Source organism: Psychrobacter sp. CAL346-MNA-CIBAN-0220, from assembly GCF_040309805.1.
GTDB lineage: Bacteria > Pseudomonadota > Gammaproteobacteria > Pseudomonadales > Moraxellaceae > Psychrobacter.
The window spans coordinates 1-274 of sequence record NZ_JBEOPF010000249.1; the positions used below are offsets into that span (position 1 = coordinate 1).

General features: G+C 34.7%; 1 protein-coding gene. It reads right to left on the reverse strand.

What is annotated here, in order from left to right; genetic code table 11:
* Positions 1–20 precede the first annotated feature (20 nt).
* Positions 21–274 (reverse strand): hypothetical protein (locus AAEY88_RS13520; RefSeq protein ID WP_350563217.1); only part of this gene is annotated, 254 nt, incomplete at its 5' end.

Sequence of the window (274 nt, forward strand, 5' to 3'; positions counted from 1 at the left end):
CATCAATCCTTTAAATAACATTAGTTAGTGTTTTTTGCATGTTGTATAACGTCTGCTTTACCGCCAGATTCAAAACGGGTATTTAACTTGATACTTTGCCCGCTCGTTAAAAAAGCTTGAATATCTAGCCTTATTACACAATTATCTTCTTTAATTTCAACAGGTGTTACATTTGCATATCGTACGCGTGGTTCGTACTTTTCTATCAATTTTTTAACCTCAAACGCTAACGTGTGTTGTGAGTATGGTAACCCCTCGTAAATATCTTCTACAT